The 22,702-nt window shown below is 57.7% G+C and carries 18 protein-coding genes and 1 tRNA gene; 8 read left to right on the top strand and 11 right to left on the bottom strand.

Annotated features, from left to right (window positions below; genetic code table 11):
* Positions 1-50 precede the first annotated feature (50 nt).
* From iolB to ACR0NW_RS19190, 8 genes are all read right to left on the bottom strand, one after another.
* Positions 51-878: a 5-deoxy-glucuronate isomerase gene (iolB, locus tag ACR0NW_RS19225; RefSeq protein ID WP_480452534.1), complete on the bottom strand. Its 828-nt coding sequence runs from the start codon at positions 876-878 to the stop codon at positions 51-53.
* Complete coding sequence (gene iolE, locus ACR0NW_RS19220) at positions 871-1,773, bottom strand: myo-inosose-2 dehydratase (RefSeq protein ID WP_480452536.1); 903 nt, start codon at positions 1,771-1,773, stop codon at positions 871-873. The genes iolB and iolE overlap by 8 nt, the downstream gene beginning before the upstream one ends.
* Before the next feature lie 56 nt (positions 1,774-1,829).
* On the bottom strand, positions 1,830-3,656 hold the full coding sequence (gene iolD / locus ACR0NW_RS19215; protein WP_480452537.1) for a 3D-(3,5/4)-trihydroxycyclohexane-1,2-dione acylhydrolase (decyclizing): 1,827 nt from the start codon (positions 3,654-3,656) through the stop codon (positions 1,830-1,832).
* Complete coding sequence (locus tag ACR0NW_RS19210) at positions 3,653-5,566, bottom strand: bifunctional 5-dehydro-2-deoxygluconokinase/5-dehydro-2-deoxyphosphogluconate aldolase (RefSeq protein WP_480452539.1); 1,914 nt, start codon at positions 5,564-5,566, stop codon at positions 3,653-3,655. Before ACR0NW_RS19210 ends, iolD begins: the two co-directional genes overlap by 4 nt.
* Entirely contained in the window at positions 5,563-6,381 is an 819-nt protein-coding gene (locus ACR0NW_RS19205; protein WP_480452541.1) for an ATP-binding cassette domain-containing protein, read from the bottom strand. Before ACR0NW_RS19205 ends, ACR0NW_RS19210 begins: the two co-directional genes overlap by 4 nt.
* 1 nt (position 6,382) lies before the next feature.
* Entirely contained in the window at positions 6,383-7,480 is a 1,098-nt protein-coding gene (locus tag ACR0NW_RS19200) for an ABC transporter permease (protein WP_480452542.1), read from the bottom strand.
* A 63-nt stretch (positions 7,481-7,543) separates the two neighbouring features.
* On the bottom strand, positions 7,544-8,485 hold the full coding sequence (locus ACR0NW_RS19195) for a sugar ABC transporter substrate-binding protein (RefSeq protein WP_480452544.1): 942 nt from the start codon (positions 8,483-8,485) through the stop codon (positions 7,544-7,546).
* 129 nt (positions 8,486-8,614) lie between these two features.
* Positions 8,615-9,430, bottom strand: a complete 816-nt coding sequence (locus tag ACR0NW_RS19190; RefSeq protein WP_480452545.1) for a MurR/RpiR family transcriptional regulator — start codon at positions 9,428-9,430, stop codon at positions 8,615-8,617.
* A 102-nt stretch (positions 9,431-9,532) separates the two neighbouring features.
* On the opposite strand from ACR0NW_RS19190, the gene ACR0NW_RS19185 reads away from it, so the two are divergent.
* The 7 genes from ACR0NW_RS19185 to ACR0NW_RS19155 all read left to right on the top strand — a co-directional run bounded on the left by ACR0NW_RS19185 (position 9,533) and on the right by ACR0NW_RS19155 (position 17,262).
* Positions 9,533-10,654, top strand: a complete 1,122-nt coding sequence (locus tag ACR0NW_RS19185; RefSeq protein ID WP_480452547.1) for a Gfo/Idh/MocA family protein — start codon at positions 9,533-9,535, stop codon at positions 10,652-10,654.
* A 12-nt stretch (positions 10,655-10,666) separates the two neighbouring features.
* Complete coding sequence (gene iolG, locus ACR0NW_RS19180; RefSeq protein WP_480452549.1) at positions 10,667-11,656, top strand: inositol 2-dehydrogenase; 990 nt, start codon at positions 10,667-10,669, stop codon at positions 11,654-11,656.
* A gap of 174 nt (positions 11,657-11,830) precedes the next feature.
* A complete protein-coding gene (locus ACR0NW_RS19175) occupies positions 11,831-12,790 on the top strand; it encodes a dihydrodipicolinate synthase family protein (protein ID WP_480452550.1) in 960 nt (319 codons plus the stop codon).
* Positions 12,781-13,713: a 4-hydroxyproline epimerase gene (locus ACR0NW_RS19170; protein ID WP_480452552.1), complete on the top strand. Its 933-nt coding sequence runs from the start codon at positions 12,781-12,783 to the stop codon at positions 13,711-13,713. Before ACR0NW_RS19175 ends, ACR0NW_RS19170 begins: the two co-directional genes overlap by 10 nt.
* Positions 13,714-13,760: 47 nt before the next feature.
* Positions 13,761-15,002 carry an NAD(P)/FAD-dependent oxidoreductase gene (locus tag ACR0NW_RS19165; protein WP_480452553.1) on the top strand — a complete coding sequence of 414 codons (1,242 nt, stop codon included), beginning with the start codon at positions 13,761-13,763 and terminating at the stop codon, positions 15,000-15,002.
* 355 nt (positions 15,003-15,357) lie between these two features.
* Positions 15,358-17,106 (top strand): capsular polysaccharide synthesis protein, encoded by a 1,749-nt coding sequence (locus ACR0NW_RS19160; RefSeq protein ID WP_480452555.1) that lies wholly within the window; start codon positions 15,358-15,360, stop codon positions 17,104-17,106.
* Positions 17,107-17,176: 70 nt separating this feature from the next.
* A tRNA-Leu gene (locus ACR0NW_RS19155) sits at positions 17,177-17,262 on the top strand.
* 31 nt (positions 17,263-17,293) lie between these two features.
* Here ACR0NW_RS19155 and ACR0NW_RS19150 read toward each other — a convergent pair.
* From ACR0NW_RS19150 to ACR0NW_RS19140, 3 genes are read right to left on the bottom strand one after another with little or no spacing between them, the layout of a single operon-like run.
* Entirely contained in the window at positions 17,294-17,692 is a 399-nt protein-coding gene (locus ACR0NW_RS19150) for a (deoxy)nucleoside triphosphate pyrophosphohydrolase (protein ID WP_480452557.1), read from the bottom strand.
* Positions 17,689-18,915: a bifunctional glutamate N-acetyltransferase/amino-acid acetyltransferase ArgJ gene (argJ, locus tag ACR0NW_RS19145; protein ID WP_480452558.1), complete on the bottom strand. Its 1,227-nt coding sequence runs from the start codon at positions 18,913-18,915 to the stop codon at positions 17,689-17,691. Before argJ ends, ACR0NW_RS19150 begins: the two co-directional genes overlap by 4 nt.
* A 5-nt stretch (positions 18,916-18,920) precedes the next feature.
* Positions 18,921-19,769 (bottom strand): peptidylprolyl isomerase, encoded by an 849-nt coding sequence (locus ACR0NW_RS19140; protein ID WP_480452560.1) that lies wholly within the window; start codon positions 19,767-19,769, stop codon positions 18,921-18,923.
* A gap of 176 nt (positions 19,770-19,945) precedes the next feature.
* Here ACR0NW_RS19140 and secA point away from each other — a divergent pair, with 176 nt between their 5' ends.
* On the top strand, positions 19,946-22,651 hold the full coding sequence (gene secA / locus ACR0NW_RS19135; RefSeq protein WP_480452561.1) for a preprotein translocase subunit SecA: 2,706 nt from the start codon (positions 19,946-19,948) through the stop codon (positions 22,649-22,651).
* Positions 22,652-22,702: the final 51 nt, after the last annotated feature.

Below are 22,702 nucleotides of genomic sequence, written 5' to 3'. Positions count from 1 at the left end.
CTTTGCACTTCAAGACATAGCGCGGTTCGAATTGTGACGATCGCGATACGTCAAACAGCGTCGCGCTGCGCGATCCAGTCGTGATCCGGATCGTTCTGAAAACGCCACTTTCGCAGCGGCCCGGCCATGACGTTCAGATAGTACATCTCGTATCCGTAAGGCGCACCGCAAGGGTGGTGGCCGCGTGGGACCAGCACGACGTCGCCATCCCTGACCGCCATGGTTTCATCCAGCGATCCGTCCTCGGCATAGACCCTTTGAATACCGAAACCCTGCGCCGGGTTGAGGCGGTGATAATAGGTCTCTTCAAGGTATGTCATGTTCGGATAATCATCCTCATCATGGCGATGGCTTGGATAGGACGACCAGTTGCCGTCAGGCGTAAACACCTCGGTCACCAGCAAACTGTCGGCCACATCGCGGCCTTCCATTGCAATGTTGTTGATATAACGGGTGTTCTGCCCCTTGCCGCGCGGCGTCAGTTCGATGCCTTCCGGGCCGAGACGGCATGCGGGATAGTTTCCCTTGCCGGGCGCACTGCATACCGCCAGCACGCATTTCGTGATTGCCGTGGCCGACCACGCGTTGTCGTTGGGAACATAGGCGCAATGCGGTGGCGTCTTTTCGAACACACTCATCCGGTCGCCCATATCGCCGAAATCCATACTGTCGCAGCTGACGTTTGCCTTGCCCTCGACCAGCACCAGAATGACCTCGCGGTTGCCTGTGGGTTCGGCCACAGTCTCACCCGGTTCCAGATGGTAAAGACCAAAGCCCACATAGCTCCAGTCCGGGCTCAGCGGACCGCGGGCGCTGTCGGGCGTTATGTCGTGCACCTTTCCCGATGCAGCCGTTGGTTTGCGTAACAGATCACCCATCAAGGCCAACTCCTCGTGCCGTTTGTTTCAGCGATTTCAGCCCCATCGACTGATAGTGATGTGGATTGCGTTGCTCGGGGTCCTGTTCGGCTTCGATCACGATCCAGCCGTTATAGTTCTGATCCTTGAGGATGCGCAGCAGCGGTGTGAAATCCACGCCGCCTTCGCTATCGCCGGGAACGGTAAAGACGCCTGCACGAACGCCATCCATAAAGGACAGACCCTTCTCACGTACCTCGGTCATAACGTCGGGGCGTACATTCTTGGCATGGAAATGGCGTACGCGATCCCTGTACTTCCGAAGGATTGGCGCGGGGTCCTGCCCATTCGCGCCAAAATAGCAGTGACCCGCATCGAACAACAGTTTTGTCGCCGGGCCGGTGGCCGCCATGAACGCGTCGATCTCCTCCGGCGTTTCCACCACTGTTCCCATGTGATGGTGATAGACCAGATCAATCCCCTGATCGGCACTGTATTGAGCGATCTCTTCGATTTTGGCCCCGAATGAGGTCATTTGCTGGGGCGTCAGAACGGGTGCATCGTTTACCGGAACATCCAGCCCCTGCACCGAATTCGATGTCTCACACACGATACAAACCTTGCAGCCATTGTGTTTCAGCTTGTCCAGATGGGGCTGTATCGCCGCTTTTTCCTCTTCGACCGAGTGATCCAGCAGGTTCAGTGAGTGCCAGCCCGAGATGAACTTCAGGCCATGCCCGCCCAACAGTTGTTTCAGCGCCTCGGGATCATCCTGCGGCCAGCGATGCCCATTCTCGATCCCATCGAACCCGATCTGGCTGGCCTCGGTCAGGATTTGTTCGGTGGGGATATGCGCGCCCAGAGACTGATCGTCATCATTCGCCCAAGCGATGGGATTGGTGCCGTAAAGGATCATGGCTGTGTCCATCTTCTGATTATTTCGAAAACGCGCGACCGGCAGAGGTGACGCGCCTAATTCAGGCGCGCGCGCAAGGCTGCTTCGTACCCAAGACGCGCTTCCTTCACCTCATCACGGTCACTGACTTCGGGCACCGCCACGTCCCACCAAAAACCGCCATCGGGGGTGCTGGGATAAGGATCGGTATCGATGACGATCACAAAGGGACCTTCCGCGGTTTTGGCTCGGGTCAAAGCATCCTCCAACTCGGCAATCGTCCCGACATGCACCGCGGCCGCACCCATCGAGGCCGCGTGTGCGGCAAAGTCGATATTCGATGGGTTGGTGTGATGCGCGTGGTCCAGCAGATTGTTGAACTCGGCCCCGCCGGTGCCCATCTGCAACCGGTTGATGCACCCGAAACCACGGTTGTCGGTAATCACGATCGTGATTTTGATATCCATCATGCAGGCAGTAGCCAGCTCGGAATTCGCCATCATGTAGGAACCGTCACCGATCATGCAGACCACATCGCGATCCGGCTGCGCCATCTTGATGCCCATGGCTCCTGCAATCTCGTACCCCATGCAGGAATAGCCATACTCCATGTGATACGCCCCGGGACGCGGCGCTTTCCAGAGCTTGTGCAATTCACCCGGCATCGTGCCTGCTGCACACATGACCACCGTATCCGGCCCGCTGGCGCGTTGCACAGCGCCGATGACCTGTTGGTCTGTCGGCAGCGCATTGCCATCCCCGGGCGTTTCAGTCAGGGGATCAACGGCTGCAAACCAATCGGTTTTCAGAGCCGCATCGGGCGCGCTGGCTGCGTGACTGCCCAATGCGCGCGTCAGTTCCTCAAGCCCTGCCCTCGCATCGGCCTGTAAAGGCATTGCCCCATGTTTCACAGCGTCATAGGAAGCGACATTCAGACTGACCAGTTTACAGTCCGGGTTCCTGAACAGCGCCCATGACCCCGTGGTAAAATCCTGAAACCGGGTGCCGACCCCCAGAACCAGATCGGCCTTTTCGCACAGCGTATTGGCGCTGGAGGCTCCGGTCACCCCAACAGGGCCAAGGTTTAGTGGATGATCCCACGCCAGTGCCGATTTGCCGGCCTGACTTTCAACAACCGGTATCTGATGCGTTTCGGCAAAGCTTTGCAGCGCGGCGCAGGCACCTGAATAATGCACTCCCCCTCCTGCAACGATCACGGGGGTCTTCGCCGCTTTCACCGCATCCGCCACACGCGCCAGTTCGCCCTCATCAGGGCGCACACGTCGCTGATGCCATGTTTTTTCGGCAAAAAAGCTATCGGGCCAGTCATAGGCTTCGGCCTGTACATCCTGACAAAAGGCCAGTGTCACCGGTCCGCAATCTGCCGGATCGTTCATGGTAGCAAAGGCACGCGGCAGCGCGGTGAGCAACTGTTCGGGCCGGGTGATGCGGTCGAAATATCGGCTGACCGGGCGGAAGCAATCGTTGGCGCTGACGGTTCCGTCACCAAAATCCTCAATCTGCTGCAATACAGGGTCGGGGCCGCGACCGGCAAATACATCGCCGGGGATCAGTAACACCGGCAATCGGTTGACATGCGCCAGCGCCGCAGCGGTTACCATGTTGGTGGCCCCCGGACCAATCGAGGACGTCACTGCCATTGCCCGCCGCCGACCGGATTGCTTGGCATAGGCAATCGCAGCGTGGGCCATGGTCTGTTCGTTGTGTCCGCGATAGGTCTGAAGAGTGTCACGTTCCGCATACAGCGCCTCGCCCAGACCGGCGACATTGCCATGTCCGAAAATCGCCCAGACACCAGCAATAAATGGCGCACCGTCTTCGTTTTTCTGCGCTGAAAGATAGCGCACCATTGCCTGTGCCGCAGTCAGCCGGATCGTGCTCATGCTGCCTGTTCCTTTGCTTGCGCGCGCACCTGATCCCAGATCGCGCAAAGGTTTTCATATCTCGCCGCCATCTGTGCAACGGCATCAGAGTCGCCAAGCTCACCCTTCATCCAGGCGCGTGCGGCATCACCAAAAATGGTGCGCCCCACGGCAAACCCCCGGACCAGATCGAATTTGGCCGCCTGCGCGAACGAGGCCGCCAGTTCATCCGCCGGGGCGTCCAGCCCCAGAACAACGATCCCTCTCGTATGGGTATCATTGCGCTGAACGGCCTCAACCACAGCTGCCCACTCCCCATCGGTCCTGAGCGGCTCCAGCTTCCACCAATCCGGATAGACACCAATATCATAGAACCGCTGGATGATCGCGGGTGTGGTTTCAGGTCGCACGGCCCCCACCTTGGACGGAATGACTTCGAGCAGAAATTCCAGACGGTTACGCCGGGCTGCCGTGAACAAGCGCTTCACGACATCTTCCTGCCGGGCCTTCATCTCGTCGCTGTCATCGGGGTGATAAAAGCACAGGCATTTCACCACATGTTCGGACGGCCATTCGCCCAGCCCTCCGAAATCCGGCCCGATCCCGGGCTCGGCCTGCAATGGGCGCGAGGCGGGCAGTTCCACGGGATGGCCGATCCACAGCCCCTGCCCGGCGGCCTTGTACAGGGCGTCTCGTCCCAGACGCGAGTCGCATAGCAGGCCGTAACCCGGCCGACCACCAGCTACCCGCGTCGCAGCCTCAAGACAGAGCGATTTGAACGCACCAATCTTTTTGGGCGTTGCGCCCTCCATCTCTTCAAATTGGATGCGGTGATCAAATGCAAAAACACGCATTGTGGACCAGTTGCCTTTGCGGTTCGTGGACCAATGCAACTGTTCCAGTTCGGCATCTTTCCGCAGCGCCTTTTCCCTGACGCCGCGGGTCAGGAAAAACTGAAGCTCTTCCCAGCTGGGATAGGCTGGGGTGCAACCATGGCGGCTGACGGCAAAGGCGCCGCAGGCATTGGCGTATCCCAGAGCAGTTGGCCAATCCTCCCCATCCAGCCAGCCTTTGAGCAGACCGGACATGAAACCGTCACCGGCACCCAGAACGTTGAATACATCAATGGGAAAGCCCGGGCCGCTCTGCCCTTCGTCCAATGTGGCGGGAATGTCGCCCACAAAGGCTGAGGCGCCCATTGGCCCCCGTTTGCAGATCAACACGGCATCTGAAACGGCCCGCACCGCACGCAGGGCCGCCATGGTGTCAGTGGTGCCGCCTGCGATATGGAACTCTTCTTCGGTCCCCACGATCAGATCGAACAGGTGCAGGGTCGATTGCAGCTTTGCTGTGACCTTGGCGCTTTCCACATACCGGCTTTCGCCATCCCCATGCCCGGCCACGCCCCACAGGTTCGGGCGATAGTCGATATCCAGTGCTGTCTGAGCCCCATTTTCGCGTGCCAGTTTCAGCGCCTTCAGTGTTGCGCCTTCGACCTGCGGATGGCTCAGATGCGTGCCGGTCGCCACAACCGCACGCGCTTCGGCGATGAAGGCCGGGTCGATGTCATCCTCGCTCAAAGCCATGTCGGCGCAGTTCTCGCGATAGAATATCAGGGGAAACTGCTCCTGATCGCGAATACCCAGCAACACCAGCGCAGTCAGCCGGTCAGGATCGGTTTTGATCCCGCGCACATCAACGCCCTCGCGCGCCAGTTCCTCGCGGAGGAAACGGCCCATATGCTCATTCCCGACACGGGTGATAAGCGCGGATTTCAACCCCAGCCGCGCGGTGCCTGCCGCCATATTGGTTGGCGATCCGCCTATATATTTGTTGAAGGAAGTCATATCCTCCAACCGGCCACCCACCTGCGCCCCATAAAGGTCAACCGACGAGCGTCCAATGGTGATGACATCAAGCGTCTTTGTCATACGGTGCCCCCAAGGCTGCCTTCGAGTTGGGCCAGTTCCTGACCACCAGCCATCATGTCCTGCAACTGGTCCGGTGTGATCTCACCGCGTACAGCCGTGCCCAGCGTCTGGCCCCGGTTCAGCACCGTGAAGCGATCACCCACCGCCATCGCATGCCGAACGTTATGCGTGATGAAGACTACGCCAATTCCTTTTTTGCGGACCCTGTCGATCGTGGCCAGAACATTCGCAGTCTGCCGCACACCCAATGCCGAAGTAGGCTCATCCAGAATCAGGACCTTGGCCCCGAAATGCACCGCGCGCGCGATGGCCACGGTCTGACGCTCACCACCCGACAACGTGCCAACTGCCTGATCCGGTGAACGCAGATTGATCCCCATCCTCTTCATCTCTTCCATCGTGACCGAGTTCGCCTTGTCGAAGTCGATAAAGCGCAACGGCCCGACCTTCTTTTCCGGTTCTCTGCCCATCCAGAAATTGCGCGTCACGCTCATCAGCGGGATCATGGCGAGGTCCTGATAGACTGTGGCGATGCCGGCTTCCATCGAATCCCTGGGGCTTTCGAAGGACATTGGCTTGCCTTCGAAAAATATCTCACCTCTGGTGGGTTTGTGCACCCCGGCCATAGTCTTGATGAAGGTCGATTTGCCCGCACCGTTGTCACCCAGCAAGCAATGACACTCACCGGGGCGGATATCGAAACTTACCCCGGCCAATGCAATCACCGCACCAAAGTGTTTTTCGATATTCTTCATTTCAACGATTGGCGCCGCACCCGAAGGGTCGCCATGGTGGAACGTGGTGTCCTGCGTCATCTCAGCGTTCTCCCGTGATCATACGGCGAATATAGGTGTTCAGGATCACAGCCAGAATCAGGATCGTGCCCAGAAATACCCTGAACAACGAACTTTCCGCGCCCGAAAAGAACAGGCCCTGCTGGACCACACCAAAGATCAACGCGCCCAGCGCTGCGCCGATCACCGAACCGTAGCCGCCGGTCAGCAACGCGCCGCCGATCACCACACAAATGATCGCTTCGAATTCCTTTAACACGCCACGGTCCGCGGCGGCCGAGCCGAACTCCATTACCTGACAAGTGGCAAAAACGCAGGCGCAAAAGGCAGTGAACATGAACATCAGCACTTTGACGCGGTTCACCGGTACGCCGACATATCGTGCGGCTTGTGCATCGCCACCGGCTGCGTAAATCCAGTTGCCGAACTTTGTCCTGGTCAGGATGACGTGACCAACAATGATCAGCACGATGGCCCAGATGACCAGCATCGGCACCCCGTCGACCACCGGCTGTCCTTCACGTTTGCCCCGGGTAAAGGTTTCCAGCAGCCCGATATCAGCAAGCCACTGGAACACAGGTTTGAACACGACACCGCCGAACAGCCACGCCAAAGGGTCGCCTTCGGCCACATCTTTGACGCCGCCGATGATGGTCTTGCGTGTGGACAGGATCGCCAGCCAAATCGTCAGGCCGCGCAGAATGTAAAGAAAGGCCAGCGTCACGATAAAGCTGGGCAACCCGGTCTTGATCACCAGCATTCCATTGACCCAGCCCAGTGCAACACAGACGATAAAAGCCGCAATGATGGCCAGCCAGACCGGCCAGCCCAACTGCACCGAAAGAATGGCGATGACGATCCCGGCAAAACCGATCATCGAGCCGACGGACAGGTCAAACTCGCCCGCGATCATCAGCAGACAGGCACCCACCGCGATGATCGCGAACTGGGCCGAAACAACGGTCCAGTTCTGGATGCCCTCGGGCGCGAACATGCCGCTGTCGCCTGCGATCATCAGGAAAAAGACAAACACAAGAATTGCGCCAGCGATGGCCCCCAGCTCTGGCCGGATCATGGCACGCCTCAGCGCTGAGACCTGCTTGATACGCTCGTCCGTCATGGCCCCTCACTTATACTTGCAGGAAGGTGGATGGTTACGGGGGGCGAGCCGCCCCCCGGTCGATCAGCGGTATTCGCCTGCGAATTCCTCGACCAGCGCGATGTTGTCCTTGGTCACGAAGCCCGGGCCTGAGTTGATCGAGTTTCCGGGAACCACGCCGTAGCGCGCAAGGTTGGTCAGGATCACAACCGGCAAGTACCCCTGCAGATATGGCTGCTGATCAATTGCGAAACTGATCGTCCCGCCCTTGATTGCCTCGGCGATCTCACCCGACAGATCGAAGGTGCCAAAGAAAATCTCACCCGCCAGACCGTTTTCATCCAGCGCACGCAGCGTCGGGTGGGCCGAGGTCGGGCCAAGCGTCAGGATGGCGCCCGTATCGGGATTAGCTGACAGATATGCGGATACCTTGTTCTGAATCTCGGAAGGGTCCTGCCCGCTATCGATCATCGAGGCGGACAGATCGGCCCCAATCGCATCCGCAAATCCCTGACACCGTTCGACCGAGGCCGGATTGGTGATATAGTGGTTTACACACAGAAACGAGGTCGCCCCGGCGGCCTTGGCCTTTTCGCCCGCACCGAAACCGGCATCATATTCTGGCTGACCTACATGCAACAACGCGCCAAGTTCCTTGGATTGCTCCTGCGTGCCCGAGTTGATCGTGATGACCGGAATACCCTGATCCACTGCGTCTTTGATCGGTCCTTCCAGAACATCAAAATCGGCGATAGTCACAATGATTCCATGCGGATCGGTGGCCGTAGCCTGTTCGACAATCCGCGCCATATCGGCCAGATCGCCCGTTGGCGGATTGCGATACTCGACATCCGCACCCATCTGCTCGCCCGCAAGCGCAATCGCGTTCTTGATCGTATTCCACCAGCTGTCGCTGTCTGGTGCGTGGCTGATTAAAATAATCTTTTCACCTTCGGCGGCTACCGGCGCCACAAAGCCGGTCGCGCAAATCGCGGCGGCAGCTACGGCTGTCAGCAATTTCTTCATGAGATCCTCCCAAATTCATGCGAGCCGAGGCTCGTTTTCTGCGCGGGCTTCGAATGGTAAAAGTCCGCAAAGCACCACGAATGGAATAAACATTCCATAACGATAAAAATCAATAGCTGAGTTCCAAAATCAGGAACACCTTCCCGCACCAACGGAGACAGCCAATGCAACGGCCAGCGACAAGGTAGCAGATAGCGCGCGGAACGCGCCAAAATCGACTTCGGCCACTGACAAGGACAATACGCCCTGCATCTGAAGGGGGCTTAGTCCGGTATCCGTAATCGCAACAACCGGAACTTTGCGCGTAACGCTTTCACGCGCCAGCGCCACCGTATCTTCGGAATAGGGCGCAAAGGAAATGGCGATCAGCGCATCACCCGGCCGAACGGCATGTACATGGTTCAGGTTACCGACGCTGTCATGCAGCATCGCCGGGATTTCCATCTTTTCAAAGACATAAGCCAGATAAGACGCCACGGGAAATGCGCGCCGCAAGCCAATGACATGTATCGTCTCGGCCTGAACCAGTTTTGCCACCGCTTGGTCCAAAACACGGGAATCCACGGTATTTGCCAAATTTTCCAATGACATACGACCCGCATCCACAAACTCGGCCAGCAAAGCCGAAGGGCTGCCGGCACCACGTTCGCGCAACGCTGCAAGGCGGCTGGCATAATCAGGAAACCCCTGGGCCACCGACTCGCGGAATAGTTTCTGCATTTCGGAATAGCCGGAAAAGCCCATGATCTGGCAAAACCGCATCATCGCGGATGGCTGCACCTGTGCGCCCGCTGCCATTTCGGCCACAGTCCCCAGCGCGATCCGGTCAGAATGCGCCGCAAGATACTCCGCGCACTGTTTCATTCGCTTCGGAAGCGTATCGGAAATTTCGCGCAGGCGGTGATGAAAGGCTTCGACACTTTTTGGTGCGGGCAGGTCGTGCATCAGGGGTCCATTTGTTCTTGACAGAATGCTTGCAGATCACGATAGCGATAATGGAACAAATATTCCATAGAGCTTTCGCAAACGACAAGACGGGAGATCAAGATGAGCACGCCGTTGGGCATCGGATTGATTGGGACCGGATTTATGGGCAAAGCCCATGCGCTGGCTTATCGCAATGCGCGCGCTGTCATGGGCAACCTTCCCGAGATCCGGCTACGAACGTTGTGCGACACGCCGCTTCCACAGGCCGTCGCGATGGCAGATCAATTCGGGTTCGAACAAGCGGCCGACGACTGGCGTCAAATGCTGGAAGATCCAGAAATTCACATCGTTTCGATCACCACGCCAAATCAGATGCATAAGGACATGGCATTGTCCGCAATCGCCGCTGGCAAACATATCTGGTGTGAAAAACCGATGGCACTGACACTGGAAGACGCCGCAGAAATGGAAAAGGCCGCGCGCAAGGCCGGGGTCGTCACACTTGTTGGATACAATTACGTTCGGAATCCAACATTCAGGCTGGCGCAACAGTTGATCGACGACGGCGCCATCGGCCAACTGGTGCATTTTCGCGGCTGGGTGGACGAAGATTATCAGGCCGACCCGGACCTTCCGTGGACATGGCGGGCGTGTCTGGCGGATGCCGGGCTGGGAACGCTGGGCGATCTTGGCTGTCACCTGGTTTCAATGGCCTATGGCCTCGTGGGCCCGATCGACAACCTTGTGGCCGACATTCAGACGGTACACGCCACGCGTCCGCTTCCGGATGGATCAGGCATCGGCGAAGTGGAAAACGAAGATACCGCCAGCGCGCTTGTGCGCTTTGCCAACGGCGTTCACGGCTCATTGTCCACGTCACGGTCCGCCTGGGGCCGCAAAAACCGACTGGCATGGGAAGTGCACGGCACGCACGGCATGATCTGCTTTGATCAGGAACGAATGAACGAGTTGCAGATCTATCAGAACAAAGGTGACAGTGCGGAGCAGGGTTTCAAGACCATCCTCACCGGACCCGAGCATAAGCCATACGACAGTTTCTGCCCGGCACCCGGACATCAGCTTGGGTTCAACGACCTGAAAATCATTGAGGCCGCCGAGCTGCTCGGGGCCATTTCCGACGGGCGTACAGCCTATCCCGATTTCACCGCCGCGCTGGAATTCGAAAAAGTCATCCACGCCATGGCACGGTCTGCACAAACCGGTGCCCGCGTTTCGATCTGAGAAAGGTTTGTCATGACACTACGCATCGCCATTCTGGGCGCAGGCCGCATCGGGCAGGTTCACGCCAAAGCCGTCGCCGCCAATTCCGACGCGGAACTGATCGCCATTGCCGATGCTTCGGCACAGGCTGCGGAAGCGCTGGCAAACAGATATGGCGGTGAAACCCGCACGATCGACCAGATCGAAGGCGCCGCCGACATCGATGCAGTCATCATTTGCACACCCACCGACACCCATGCCGATCTGATCGAGCGGTTTGCCCACGCAAACAAGGCTGTGTTTTGCGAAAAGCCCGTGGACCTGAGCCTGCCCCGCGTCGAAGCCTGTCTGAAAACCGTTGCAGGGGCCGGTACACCGCTCATGGTCGGCTTCAATCGCCGGTTTGACCCTCATTTCGCCGCTTTGAAACAGGCGATTGACACAGGCCGGATCGGTAATGTCGAACAGGTGACAATCACCTCGCGCGATCCGGGGCTGCCGCCGTCTGACTATATCAGCGTCTCGGGCGGCATCTTTCGCGATATGACCATCCATGATTTTGACATGGCCCGGCACCTTTTGGACGAAGAAATTACGCAGGTCTTTGCCACTGCCTCGGCGCTGGTCGACCCGTCCGTTCGTGAACTTGGGGATTATGACACTGCCACGGTTCTGCTGACCACGGCCAGCGGGCGGCAGGCGACGATCCTGAATTCGCGCCGGGCCACCTACGGGTATGATCAACGGATCGAGGTTCATGGCTCCAAGGGCATGGTACACGCGGAAAACCAGCGTCCAGTCGGGATCGAGGTGGCCACAAAAGACGGATACGCCCGCCCGCCGCTGCACGACTTTTTCATGACCCGGTATATTGATGCCTACGCAGCCGAACTGGACGCCTTTATTTCCGGCCTGCGTTCGGGTCGGCCCCTTGTGCCCAGCGGTACAGACGGGCTGGAAGCGTTGCGCCTGGCCGAGGCCGCGCTGGAATCTGTCAATTCGGGAAAACCCGTCAAACCGTAACGGTTTACAAGCCATCACAGACAGGGGTGTGGATCATCGATTCACGCCCTTTTTCTTTTCTTGTGGATTTTGGATACAAAATCCCATATTGCACGAAGAACCCGAGTCGGCACTCTATCTGGACGCACAGACGCCGTCACAAACTGACAACCGAGCAAACCAATAGAGGCACACATGCAGGACAACGTTTTCACCGGAACCATGCCAGCGCTGATGACCCCTTGCACCGCTGACAGAACACCGGATTACGACGCCCTTGTCAGAAAGGGTCGTGAAATGATCGATGCCGGCATGTCCGCCGTTGTGTATTGCGGCTCGATGGGGGACTGGCCACTGTTGACGGATCAGGAGCGCATGACCGGTGTCGAGCGTCTGGTCGATGCGGGCCTGCCCGTGGTGGTCGGGACTGGTGCGATCAACTCGAAATCAGCCGTAGCCCTTGCAGCGCACGCTCAGAAAGTTGGTGCCGCCGGTTTGATGGTTATTCCAAGAGTTCTGTCGCGCGGTCAGTCGATTGCCGCGCAGAAAAATCACTTCAAGGCGATCCTGTCGGCGGCCCCCGATGTGCCCGCGATCATCTACAACAGCCCGGTCTACGGTTTTGCCACACGAGCCGAGCTGTTCTTTGCCTTGCGGGCTGAACATTCCAATCTGGTTGGGTTCAAGGAATTCGGGGGCAAGGACGACCTGCGCTATGCCGCCGAGCACATTACCAGCAAGGATGATCAGGTCACGCTGATGGTCGGGGTCGATACCGAAGTGTATCACGGCTTTGTCAATTGCGGGGCGACCGGGTCCATCACCGGCATCGGAACCGCCCTGCCGAAAGAGGCGCTGTTGCTGGCCGCCTTATGTCAGAAAGCGGCCGATGGAAACGCCGAGGCCCGTTTGCGGGCCCGCGAACTGGAAGAAGCGTTCGGTGTTCTGGCCAGCTTTGACGAAGGCACCGATCTGGTGCTGTATTACAAACACCTGCTCGTCCTGAACGGTGAAGAGGAATATCGCCTGCATTTTGTCGAAACCGACGCGTTGTCCAACGCCCAGCGCAATTATTGCGAACAACAATATACCCTGTTCCGCAAGTGGTTCGCCGACTGGTCCGCTCAGGGCGGGGTAATTGCCGAATGCATGTGATCGACAGCCATACCGGCGGAGAACCCACCCGGGTGATCCTGGATGGCGGCCCCGATCTTGGCTCGGGACCATTGGCGGAAAGAGCGCAACGCTTGTCCGACGAACACAAGGATTTCTACCTTTCGGTCATGCTTGAACCGCGCGGCCAACCCGCAATGGTCGGCGCCCTTCTGGTGGAACCTACGGACCCGGAATGCGTCACAGGTGTGATCTATTTCGACGCGGGCGCGGTGCTTGGCATGTGCGGGCACGGCACGATAGGGGTGGCGGTAACGCTGGCGCATCTCGGGCGGATCGGTCCTGGCACGCATCGGATCGAGACCCCGGTGGGCATTGTCGAAGTCGCGCTTTCTGATGCCAACACAGTTACCCTCACCAACATCGAAAGCCGCCAAGTCGCACAGGCCGTTTCGCTGGACGTACCCGGCCACGGATCAGTGACTGGCGATGTCGCCTATGGCGGCAACTGGTTCTACATCCTCGACCCCAGCCCGATCCCGGTCGAACCCGGCAACATCCGCGCCTTGACCGATCTGGGAATCGCAATCCGCGATGCGGCCAATGCAGCAGGCATTGGTGGCGAAAACGGCGAACCCATAGATCACGTGATCTTTCAGGGCCCTTCACCCGCTGACGGAGTACACAGCCGAAATTTCGTACTTTGTCCGGACGATGCCTATGACCGCTCACCCTGCGGAACCGGCTCGTCGGCGCGGCTGGCCTGTCTGGCGGCGCAGGGTCAACTGGAACCGGGCGAAGAGATAATCCAACACAGCGTGATCGGCAGCCCCTATCGCCTGTCCTATCGGCCAGGTCCGCAAGGGGGCGTTATCCCAACCATCACGGGTCAGGCTTTTGTCACATCCGAAGCCCGGCTGATCTTTGGCGATGCAGACCCCTTCCGGTCCGGGATCAGGATTTGAGTATCTCGTAGAAGTCGGACCGGCAAAGCGCAGAAAGCAAACGCAGGATGCAGCAAAAGGACGTCATCGTCATAGGGGCGGGAATTGTGGGGATCAGTACTGCGCTTGCCCTGCAGATGCGCGGGCTGAATGTGCGTGTTCTGGATCGCAAGGGCGTCGCAGCCGAGGCATCACAGGGTAACGCGGGTGCATTTGCTTTTACCGACATCGAACCTCTGGCCGCGCCGGGCATCATGCGCAAGGCGCCAAAGTGGCTGTTCGATCCTTTGGGCCCTCTATCTGTGCCACCGTCATACGCATGCAAAATCGCACCCTGGATGCTGCGGTTCTGGCGCGCCAGTTGGCGTGACCGCTACAAAGCCTCCGTTGTCGCGCAAACCCGCCTGATGGATCACTCGAAGGCCGCGCTTGAACGCCAGATCGTGGCGGTTAACGGCGAAAAGATGATGCGGCGCGAAGGTCAGTTGCAACTTTACGAAGGGGGCAGGCAATACCGCGACAGCCTTCCCGGATGGCAGCTGCGCAAGGATCATGGCATCGTGTTCGACATCCTGAACGATCGCGATGCAATCGCCGAGATACAACCTGGCATCCATCCGCGCTTCACCCATGCCGTATATACTCCTGACTGGATGAACGTGACGGACCCCTTGAAGTGGACCGAACATCTGGCCAATTGCTTTCGGGCGATGGGCGGTGCAATCGAGATTGCCGCAATCAGCGCCTTGGAAATTCAGGGGAATGAGGTCGCACTGCGCACAGCAAAGGACAGTTTCAAGGCCAGCAAAGTTGTCGTCGCCGCCGGAGCGTGGTCTCATTATCTGGCCCGCAGTCTGCAAGACAATATCCCATTGGAAACCGAACGCGGCTACAACACCACCTTGCCCGGTCAGGCCTTTTCGTTGCGTACACAACTTACGTTTGGAAACCACGGCTTTGTTGTCACAAAAATCGGCGACGGAGTACGGGTCGGCGGTGCGGTAGAGCTGGGCGGGCTGACATTGCCGCCAAATTTTGACCGGGCCAGTACGTTGCTTGCAAAAGCCGAACAATTCCTGCCCGGTCTGAACACGGCTGGGGGCACGCAATGGATGGGATTTCGGCCTTCATTGCCTGACAGTTTGCCGGTGATCGGACCATCTCCGCGGTCAGGCAACGTGATTTACGCCTTCGGGCACGGCCACCTTGGGCTGACACAGGCGGCCGGAACCGCAGAACTGGTTGCTGACATTGTTTCAGGGGCTGAACCACGCCTTCACCTTGCTCCTTACGGGGTGAACCGGTTTTGACCACCGCAAAATTTTCGGTGTGAGAGCCCACTCCTTTGGCGACAGGTACCACGCTGCAATGGAAACAGGGCGCGCCGAAGTAACATCAACACAAACCATCGCGCGTAATTGTTCCCCAGCCGGCTGCAACGCTCCCTGACCCGGACCAAACAATCAATTTACTGTCTCCTGCTCGGGCAGGTTGCGAAACAGCAGTGGACAAAGGTCAAACTGGCCGGGTAAGACCCATGAACGCCCATTACGTCGAGTTAGCTCATACCTGTGGTACCGAGAACATGACTATCTGCGGCATTGCAGTCTGACCGGGTCACATTCGGTCAAATCAGAAGACTTGAAGAAAGCGACAGACTCTTTGATGGAATTCGCAGTTGTAGTTGCAGTGTTTCTGCCTTGGACTTTGTTAATCTGGCTTGCAGTTCACCACAGGAAATCAAGCCGCGCCCGCAAGAAAACCATCGCGGATACAAGACAGCAGTTGGAAAACGTCACTGACAGTCTTACCCGCCGCGCGGAACGTGCGGAAAATGAAAATAGAGCATTTGCCCCGACACTGGAACGAGTGGAAAAAGAAAAAGAAGCACTTTCCCAGAAAGTTAAAGGTCTTAAAAACGAAGTCAGCAATCACTTTGAAAAGATAGCGGACATTGCGAAGGCGATTCCCGAAGTCACCGGAAACATTATTGAAATTCCGGAACTGGATCCCTCGGAAAACAGGGAAAATACGATCTGGATTTACTGGGATTCCGGTCTCAATTCGGCTCCGGATATTGTCTTGCATTCCTACAAGCTGTGGGTGGAAAAGAATCCGGACTTCCAGGTCGTTTTCCTGGATGACGAAAAGCTGAAATCCATCGTCGGGTTTGACTTTGCGGCAGATGCAAATTGCTTTCCTTTCGTCAAACTGACGAAAGCTTCGTTTTCCGACCTTCTTCGGGTGTATCTGCTGTATCGGTTTGGCGGCGTTTGGGTCGACTCGACGACGCTGTGTGTCGAGCCCATTTCGACCTGGCTCCCTAAAGAACAACGGGATCTTTTCTGCTTCAGGCAACCGCCGGATCATCCTGACAGACAGTTGGTGTCTTGGTTTTTGGCGTCACGGCAGGGGCATCCTGTCATTCGTGAGCTTCTGGAGCAAATCCTGCGCTTCCTTGGGAAGGAAAGAAACGGTCTTGCAACCGTAAATATGCCCGTCCTGCACAATGCCATCGCAAATAAGCGGGATGATCTGGTGTCACGGGAAGGCACAGGGTTCGACTTCCTCTCATACTGTGAAGATCGGAATGTGATCCCTTACTTCTGGATGTTCTACCTGTGGAATGAGGTTATGAAAAATAACCAGGACACGAAAAGGGAACTGGACAACAAGATCAACAGCTACTGCCAGCCTTATGCCGAGTGGGACGAATTCAGATCATCAAAAGTTGCCAAGCAAACGCGCAAAAATACCAACAACAAAGATCTGGAAAAGAAGACAATCTATCTGCTGAAGAACTCAACTCCAAAAGCGAGGCTGAGCTTTCTTCACATACCCAAGGCCGCCGGATCGTCGATTGAGAATGCGGCACTAAAAAGAGGAATCTTCTGGGGCAGGTTCGATAGAACACTTGAAAGGAACGAGCTCGGAGTATCGCGTTGGCATTATCCTCAAAAGACCCTGTTCCAGGGCTTTTGTGTCATTCGAAATCCGTATGACCGGGTGATCAGCCAGTTTCGGCACGAACACGAAACCAATGACTATGACGAAAACAAACTTAACTCTTGGGTTGAAAAGAAGTTCGAATTGCTACGCGCAAACCCCAACCTGTCGGACGGCCATTTCATTCCACAGGTGGATTTCTTCAAGTTTTGCGATTTCGCAGTGGATTTTGGCAGGCTTGACGTACAGCTGCAAAGCCTCCTTTCAGAGTTTGGGGTACCCGACTTTACAATCGGAAGAAATTTTGGCGGAGCCGTTCAGGATCAAAAAAGGCGCAACTCGACCTACAAACATCTGGGGATTGAACATCTGTCGAAATCATCGGTCGACATCCTAGGCGCGTACTACAAAGATGACTGCGACTTGTACGAAACTGTTGCATCCAGCCCTGACTTTCTTACCAAGTGAATGTGCTGTCGGGCTGATTGCAATAGCCTCCGCAGCAAGTTAGGAAGCAGTGGCAGGACACCTGTCGCGTGCGGGCGTGATGGAATGGTAGACATATCGGACTTAAAATCCGAAGGCCTTAGCGCCGTGTGGGTTCGAGTCCCACCGCCCGCACCACCGACCAGCAATAAATGCTGAACCTGGATGGTCAAAGCCAGTCGCGCAGTATCGGGATTAACGGTATGTCCGCGGCAGGCATTGGATAATTCCGCAAATCCGCCGCGCGCACCCATTTCAGGGCCTGCCCCTCGTTTGACCGGGGGATACCCTCCCACTTGCGGCACGCAAACAGCGGCATCAGCAGGTGAAAATCGTCATAGCTGTGACTGGCGAAGGTCAGCGGCGCAAGGCATGAAGCCCATGTGCCGATCCCCAGTTCTTCGTCCAGCTCACGGATCAGGGCGGCTTCGGGGGTTTCACCATTTTCAACCTTGCCGCCGGGAAATTCCCACAGCCCGGCCATGGACTTGCCTTCCGGGCGCTGCGCCAGCAGCACCCGGCCATCAACGTCGATCAGAGCGACGGCAGATACCAGAATGGTTTTCACGACCGGTAATCCGCGTTGATCTCGATATAACCGTGGGTCAGATCGCAGGTCCAAACGGTGGATGCCCCTTCGCCCAGCCCCAGATCTACAGCGATCACAAGGTTCTGGCCTTTCATATAGGCGGCGGCTTCTTCCTCGCGATATTTGGGGCTGACCCAGCCATTTTCAGCAACCAAAATGTCGCCAAACGAGATGCTCAATCGATCCCGATCCGCCTGTGCGCCGGATTTCCCGATAGCCATGACCACACGGCCCCAGTTCGGGTCTTCGCCCGCGATGGCTGTTTTGATCAGCGGTGAATTGGCAATCGCCAGAGCATGTACTTTGGCATCCGCATCCGAAGCGGCGCCGGTCACACGAATTTCCACGAATTTCGTGGCCCCTTCACCGTCGCGCACCACCTGCTGAGCCAAATCCAACATCACGCTTTCCAGCGCCTCGGCAAACGCTGTATTTCCGGTGGCGTCAACACCCGATGCGCCCGTCGCGCACAAAAGCAGGCTGTCCGAAGTTGACGTGTCGCTGTCGACGGTGATGCAGTTGAAGGTACGATCCGTCTGCGCACCCAGCATGGCCTGCAGCGCCGATTGTTCAACCTGCGCATCTGTAAAGATATAGACCAGCATCGTCGCCATATCCGGCGCAATCATGCCTGAACCTTTGGCTATCCCCGCAATAGAGACTGTTTTGCCATCAACTTCGACCTGGGCGCTGGCCCCTTTCGGGAAGGTGTCCGTGGTCATGATGGCGCGCGCCGCATCCTCGACCGCGTGACGGCTGAGCCCCACTTTCAGCGCCTCAAGCTGCGCCACGATGCGGTCATGCGGCAGTGGCTCTCCGATCACGCCGGTTGACGAGGTAAAGACCCGTTCGACTGCAACTCCGGTCGCCTGGGACACGGCTTGCGTCACTTCGGTTACCGAGGTCTGACCGTAATGCCCGGTAAAGGCATTGGCGTTGCCTGAGTTCACGAGAATTGCAGCAGGACCGTCACAAGGGCCACCGATCTTTTCCTGACAATCCAGGACGGGCGCGGCACGGGTAGCTGAGCGGGTGAAAACCCCGGCCACCGAAGTGCCCGGGTCCATCACCGCCAACATGACATCTGTCCGGCCCTGATAGCGTACACCCGCCGCAATAGTGGCGAAACGGACACCGTCGATGGCGGGCAGGTCGGGGAAAGCCGCTGGTGCCAGCGGTGAAACCTTGGTAATCGTGGCCACGCGCGTTACTCCTGCAGCAAGTCGATCTGGCGCATGATCTCGGGTCCAGCGCCTTCGAGCGCAGGGCGCTCGATCGTCGCCTTTTGGGTCAGTTCATCGACCTTAGCTTGAATCGCCTCTTGCCGGATGGTCTGAGCCAATTCTCCGCGCACGGCCTCAAGCTCGGGCGCTTCCGTTTTTCGCTTGTCATTCAGCGTGACCAGATGCCAGCCGAATTGCGTCTGAACCGGGTCAGAAACACTGCCTTTTTCCAACGCTACAACCGCGTTTTCGAATTCGGGCACCATCTGTCCCTTGCCGAACCAACCCAGCGCACCGCCATTGGGACCCGAGGGACCAGTGGACTTCTCTTTCGCCAGTTCCGCAAAATCTGCGCCTTCGTCCAACTGGGCCTTGACGGCTTTGGCTTCGTCTTCGCTTTCGACCAGAATATGGCTGGCGTTGAATTCGTCCTCGCCCTCGAATTCGGCGAACTGTGCATCATAGGCGGCCTGAATCGCCTCATCTGTGACCTCGGCGGCGGTGATCGCCTCAACCGTCTGTACCGCGCGCAGGGACCTCGTTTCGTTTTCCAGACGCAGCGCATTCAGTGGGTTCAACGCCTCTTGCTCCTGACCCAACAGGTGTTGCTGGACCAGTTGCTCGAGGATGAAGTCATACAGAACGTCATCTTCCAACTGCTGATACTGCGCGGGCAGAGCAGACGCGGTGGCGATGACGTGACCCAATGTGATCTCATCACCATTCACGCGCGCCACAACGGTCGAGGCATCGGGTTTGGTTTCGGCGGCCAGTGGCATGGCCATCACGGCTGCAAGTGCCAGCGATGGCAGAAAAGTGAGGCCTTTGGGCATGGATTCATCCTATTTCTTTGCCGCGACAGGGCGCGACGTTGACACTCTCTGGCCTGCCGCTTACATCGCCTTGAAGCCTTGGACAGGGCCGCCTTTCACCCCCCGTATCTATGGGTTGCGCGCAAGGTGGGCAAGCCTGTCGCAACCAAGACAAGAACAGATCCGCTGGAGTGAACATGCTGGGACTCGGAACGCTCGCCAAAAAGGTGTTCGGAACACCGAACGACCGCAAGATCAAGGCGACCCGCCCCCTGATCGAAAAGATCAATTCGCTGGAACCAGAGTTCGAAAAACTGTCGGATGAGGGTCTGATCGAAAAAACCGCTGAATTGCGCAAACGCGCGCTGGACGGCGAAAGCCTGGATGACCTGCTTCCCGAAGCCTTTGCCAACGTACGCGAAGGGGCAAGGCGCGCTCTGGGTCTGCGCGCCTTTGACGTGCAGCTGATGGGCGGAACCTTCCTGCATCAAGGCAATATCTCGGAAATGAAGACGGGCGAAGGCAAGACACTTGTCGCCACCTTCCCCGCATATCTGAACGCGCTGACCGGAAAGGGCGTGCATATCGTCACGGTAAACGAATACCTCGCCAAGCGTGACTCGGAATGGATGGGCAAGGTGTTCGGCGCATTGGGCATGACCACCGGCGTGATCTGGTCGGGGCAGCCCGATCCCGAGAAAAAGGCCGCATACGCCTGCGACATCACCTATGCCACCAATAATGAGCTGGGTTTTGACTACCTGCGCGACAACATGAAGGCGGATCTGGAAGAGGTTTACCAGAAACAGCACAACTTTGCGATTGTGGACGAGGTGGACTCGATCCTGATTGATGAAGCGCGGACGCCACTGATCATCTCGGGTCCTTCACAGGACCGCTCGGATCTGTATACCGCAATCGACGCCCTGATCCCGTCGCTGCAGGACGATCACTATACCATGGACGAAAAGTCCCGGAATGTGACCTTTACCGATGAGGGTAACGAGTTTCTGGAACAGCAACTGCTGGCCGCTGAGCTGATCCCCGAAGGCCATTCGCTGTATGATCCCGAAAGCACCACGGTAGTGCACCATGTCAATCAGGGCCTGCGCGCGCACAAGCTGTTCCAGCGCGACAAGGATTACATCGTGCGTGACGGCAATGTTGTCCTGATCGATGAGTTCACCGGCCGCATGATGCCGGGCCGCCGTCTGTCCGAGGGTTTGCACCAGGCTATCGAGGCCAAGGAAGGTGTCGCCATCCAGCCCGAGAACGTGACGCTGGCAAGCGTAACGTTCCAAAACTACTTCCGGCTCTATGACAAGCTTGCGGGCATGACCGGTACCGCCCTGACCGAGGCTGAAGAATTCGCCGAAATCTATGGTCTTGGTGTTGTCGAAGTTCCAACCAACAGGCCAATCGCCCGTCTGGACGAAGACGATCAGGTCTATCGCTCGGCCGCCGAGAAATACGGCGCCATGATAGACGAGGTGAAAGAGGCAAACGCCAAGGGCCAGCCGGTACTGGTCGGCACGACCTCGATCGAAAAGTCCGAAATGCTCAGCCAGCTTCTGACCAAGGATGGCATTCAGCACAACGTTCTGAACGCTCGCCAGCACGAACAGGAAGCCAAGATCGTGGCCGAAGCAGGACGTTTGGGCGCGGTGACCATTGCCACCAACATGGCGGGACGCGGTACCGACATTCAGCTGGGCGGCAATGTCGAACTGAAGGTGCTTGAAGCCATCGCAGAAAACCCCGACGCCGACCCTGCAGAATTGCGCGCGGCCGAAGAGGCGCGCCATTCTGAGGAGAAGCAAAAGGTACTCGACGCCGGTGGCCTGTATGTAATCGCCTCCGAGCGGCACGAAAGCCGCCGCATCGACAACCAGCTACGCGGCCGTTCAGGTCGTCAGGGCGATCCCGGTCGCACGGCGTTTTACCTGAGCCTCGAAGACGACTTGATGCGCATTTTCGGGTCCGAACGTCTGGACAAGGTCCTGAAGACGCTTGGTATGCAAGAAGGCGAAGCGATCGTGCACCCTTGGGTGAACAAGTCTCTTGAGCGCGCCCAGGCCAAGGTCGAAGGCCGCAACTTTGACATGCGCAAGAACATCCTGAAGTTCGACGACGTGATGAACGATCAGCGCAAGGTGATCTTTAACCAGCGGCGCGAAATCATGTCTGCCGATGACCTGTCCGAGATCGTGTCAGACATGCGCGAACAGGTGATCGACGACCTGATCGACCAGTATATGCCGCCGAAAACCTATGCCGACCAATGGGATACGGATGGCCTTCATGCAGCTGTTGTCGAAGGGCTGAATATCGACGTGCCCGTGCAGGATTGGGCGGCCGAGGAAGGCGTGGACGATGACGAAATCCGCGAACGTCTGACCAGAGCTGCGGATGACATGATGGCGAAGAAAGCCGTCGATTTCGGCCCCGAGAACATGCGCAATATCGAAAAGCAGGTTCTGTTGCAGACCATCGACAGCAAATGGCGCGAACATCTTGTGACGCTGGAACATCTGCGCTCGGTCGTGGGTTTCCGCGGCTACGCCCAGCGCGATCCGCTGAACGAATACAAGAACGAAAGCTTTCAGCTGTTCGAAACGCTGCTGGATACCCTTCGCGAAACTGTCACGCAGCAACTGGCCCGTGTCCGCCCCCTGACCGAAGAGGAACAGCGTCAGATGCTGGCGCAGATGGCGGCGCAACAGGCGCAGATGCAAAAGGCAGGCCAGCAAGCCGAAGCAATCGCCGAAGCAGATGCCTCGGGCGACGCGCGTCCGGGTTTCGTCGAAGACGACCCCTCTACCTGGGGTAACCCCTCTCGGAACGACAAATGCCCCTGCGGGTCCGGCAAGAAGTTCAAGCATTGCCATGGGCGTTTGTCCTGACCCGGACAGAATCGCGACACAATGACTCCCCAACGCGGCCACAGATTGGCC

The organism is Ruegeria sp. CF5 (assembly GCF_056537325.1).
This window is presented reverse-complemented; position numbering and strand designations above follow the sequence as displayed.

Excerpts from the sequence above, each read along its gene's own strand:
- ACR0NW_RS19160 (WP_480452555.1), top strand. The coding sequence starts at position 15,358 with ATGGAATTCGCAGTTGTAGTTGCAGTGTTTCTGCCTTGGACTTTGTTA.
- ACR0NW_RS19140 (WP_480452560.1), bottom strand. The coding sequence starts at position 19,769 with ATGCCCAAAGGCCTCACTTTTCTGCCATCGCTGGCACTTGCAGCCGTG.
- ACR0NW_RS19175 (WP_480452550.1), top strand. The coding sequence starts at position 11,831 with ATGCAGGACAACGTTTTCACCGGAACCATGCCAGCGCTGATGACCCCT.
- ACR0NW_RS19205 (WP_480452541.1), bottom strand. The coding sequence starts at position 6,381 with ATGACGCAGGACACCACGTTCCACCATGGCGACCCTTCGGGTGCGGCG.
- secA (WP_480452561.1), top strand. The coding sequence starts at position 19,946 with ATGCTGGGACTCGGAACGCTCGCCAAAAAGGTGTTCGGAACACCGAAC.
- ACR0NW_RS19190 (WP_480452545.1), bottom strand. The coding sequence starts at position 9,430 with ATGCACGACCTGCCCGCACCAAAAAGTGTCGAAGCCTTTCATCACCGC.
- iolG (WP_480452549.1), top strand. The coding sequence starts at position 10,667 with ATGACACTACGCATCGCCATTCTGGGCGCAGGCCGCATCGGGCAGGTT.
- iolD (WP_480452537.1), bottom strand. The coding sequence starts at position 3,656 with ATGAGCACGATCCGGCTGACTGCGGCACAGGCAATGGTGCGCTATCTT.
- iolB (WP_480452534.1), bottom strand. The coding sequence starts at position 878 with ATGGGTGATCTGTTACGCAAACCAACGGCTGCATCGGGAAAGGTGCAC.
- ACR0NW_RS19200 (WP_480452542.1), bottom strand. The coding sequence starts at position 7,480 with ATGACGGACGAGCGTATCAAGCAGGTCTCAGCGCTGAGGCGTGCCATG.
- ACR0NW_RS19195 (WP_480452544.1), bottom strand. The coding sequence starts at position 8,485 with ATGAAGAAATTGCTGACAGCCGTAGCTGCCGCCGCGATTTGCGCGACC.
- ACR0NW_RS19185 (WP_480452547.1), top strand. The coding sequence starts at position 9,533 with ATGAGCACGCCGTTGGGCATCGGATTGATTGGGACCGGATTTATGGGC.
- ACR0NW_RS19165 (WP_480452553.1), top strand. The coding sequence starts at position 13,761 with ATGCAGCAAAAGGACGTCATCGTCATAGGGGCGGGAATTGTGGGGATC.
- ACR0NW_RS19170 (WP_480452552.1), top strand. The coding sequence starts at position 12,781 with ATGCATGTGATCGACAGCCATACCGGCGGAGAACCCACCCGGGTGATC.
- iolE (WP_480452536.1), bottom strand. The coding sequence starts at position 1,773 with ATGATCCTTTACGGCACCAATCCCATCGCTTGGGCGAATGATGACGAT.
- ACR0NW_RS19210 (WP_480452539.1), bottom strand. The coding sequence starts at position 5,566 with ATGACAAAGACGCTTGATGTCATCACCATTGGACGCTCGTCGGTTGAC.